Annotated in this window: 2 protein-coding genes; both read right to left on the bottom strand. The window is 39.3% G+C overall.

Going from position 1 to position 2,114, the window contains the following annotated elements; genetic code table 11:
* A partial coding sequence (locus QZU45_RS12270) for a glycosyl hydrolase 53 family protein (RefSeq protein ID WP_295355698.1) occupies positions 1-1,117 on the bottom strand: 1,117 nt, incomplete at its 3' end.
* A gap of 48 nt (positions 1,118-1,165) precedes the next feature.
* Positions 1,166-2,017 (bottom strand): sugar ABC transporter permease, encoded by an 852-nt coding sequence (locus QZU45_RS12265; RefSeq protein WP_295355696.1) that lies wholly within the window; start codon positions 2,015-2,017, stop codon positions 1,166-1,168.
* Between the last annotated feature and the right edge of the window lie 97 nt (positions 2,018-2,114).

The following is a 2,114-nucleotide window of genomic DNA, read 5'->3' as shown; positions in this document are numbered from 1 at the left end:
ATTCCATACCTGCAGGACTTGCCCAGCTGATGCCAGGTGCAGTCTTCCATGCAGCTTCCCAGTAGAAAAATCCTGTACCGCCAGCTTTATCAACATTTTCCATGAGGTCTTTCAAATACTGATACTGACCGTTAACCGAGGCTTCATATCCGGATTTCTTTACACCTTCAGCATCTATATCCTGAGCCAGAGAATCTTCGCTCTCAAGAGTGTATGGGTAGCTTCCCTCTACAACCATAACCTCTTTGCCGTACTGTTTTTTAACCCATTTGATATTGTCTGATAAAGCTGAAATCGGACCATCCCACCATGTGTACATAGACATACCGATTACATCGAAATCTACATTTCTCTTGGTTATTTCATCAAACCACCATTTAAAGGCTCCATTATCAGGACCTTTAGCAAGATGCAGCATGATTTTCGAGTTATCACCTGCTATTTCCTTTACTCCTTTAATTGCTGATTTTAAAAGCTGACTTAAACTATCAAACTCATGACCATCTCCGCCCCAGCTTTTACCATCTGGCCATAAGATTCCTGAATTTACTTCATTTCCAATCTGAACCATTTCTGGAGTTAGTCCTGCCTCTTTAAAGGCTGTCATTACATCTTTTGAGTATTTGTAGATTGCATCGTTAAGCTCATCAAAGGACAGATTTTCCCATGCCTTTGGCTTAAACTGTTTACCAGGATCAGTCCAGAAATCGGAATAATGGAAATCAAGCAGCACCTTCATACCAAACTTCTTGGCTCTGCGGGCCAGTTCAAGGTCTGTTGGCAGGTCATTATTGCCTGCGCCATAAACATTTCCATTTAGATCTTTAGGATCATTCCAGAGTCTTATACGAATATAGTTAATTCCGTTATCACGAAGGATCTTTAAACAGTCCTCTGCTTCACCATTCTCGTTTCTGTATACAAAACCTGACTGCTCCATTTCAATCAGAGTCGAAATGTCAGCTCCTTTGATGAAATCCTTTGAGAGCTGTGCTTTTCTAAAAGATGATGCACTATGAGATGATATTTGCTCATTATTAGTCTGAGTTATTTCACAGCCACACAATAGACAGGCAATAACAGCCGTAGTCAAAACCTTGGTTTTGATGTTTTTCATATGTTTGTTTCCTTAATATGTTTGTTTGAAGAGAAAACTGTTTTATGTTTAACCCTTTGAGCCACCTGCAGTCAGGCCTGATACAAAGAACTTCTGTAACCACAGGAACAGTAAGGCTACCGGTACAGAAATCAGCACTGCGCCTGCAGCGTAGGTTGTATAACTTGCGCCCATCTTCATGGAAACAAGGTTATAAAGTCCAATAGGTAAGGTGAATTGATCTGGAGTTCTTAAAATAGTTGTTGATAAAATGAAGTCTCCCAATGGTCCGGTAAATGAAAACAGAGCAATAACAGCAATAATTGGCTTGGATAAAGGCATAATGATTTCAATAAAGATTCTGAAATGGCCTGCACCGTCCATTCTTGCTGATTCATCAAGATCACGAGGAATGGCATCAATGTAACCTTTCATCAGATAGGTGTTCATTGGGATCATTCCTCCAACATAAATCAGAACCAGAGCAAGATGACTGTTAACAAGACCTAACATCTGAGAGAGAACAAAGATTGCTATCAGAGCAGAGAACTGTGGAATCATCTGCAACAGAAGAAACAGGATCAGTCCATTTTTTCTTCCAACAAAGCGGAATCTTGAAAAAGAGTAAGCGGTAAAACTTACAAAAATCAGAGTCAGAATCATTGTAAAGAAGCTGATCTTCATGGAATTTAAATACCAGGTTACATAGTCAACCTTGCCGTTGAACAGATCTGCGTAATGCTCAAAAGAAATGTTCTTTGGAATGATTGAAGAGCTCATCAGACTGTTACCTGGATTTAAAGAGGCACCTACTGTCCAGACTAAAGGATATAGAATCAGAAGGCTGACAAAGCTAACCAGAAGCCAGGTTAAAGTTAGTCGAATCTGATTCTGTCGCTTAATACTTCTTTTCTTATTCACTCTAGTTTTGCATTTCGATTTTAACTAAAAATCGGCTAATAAATGCGGTCTCGCACCACATTTGCTGTTTAAAAATCAATTTCTTTAACTATTTAGA

The sequence above is a fragment of the uncultured Succinivibrio sp. genome (assembly GCF_902756765.1).
Lineage (GTDB): Bacteria > Pseudomonadota > Gammaproteobacteria > Enterobacterales > Succinivibrionaceae > Succinivibrio.
The sequence above is the reverse complement of the archived record's forward strand: the minus strand, read 5'-3'. Positions and strand labels throughout refer to the sequence as shown.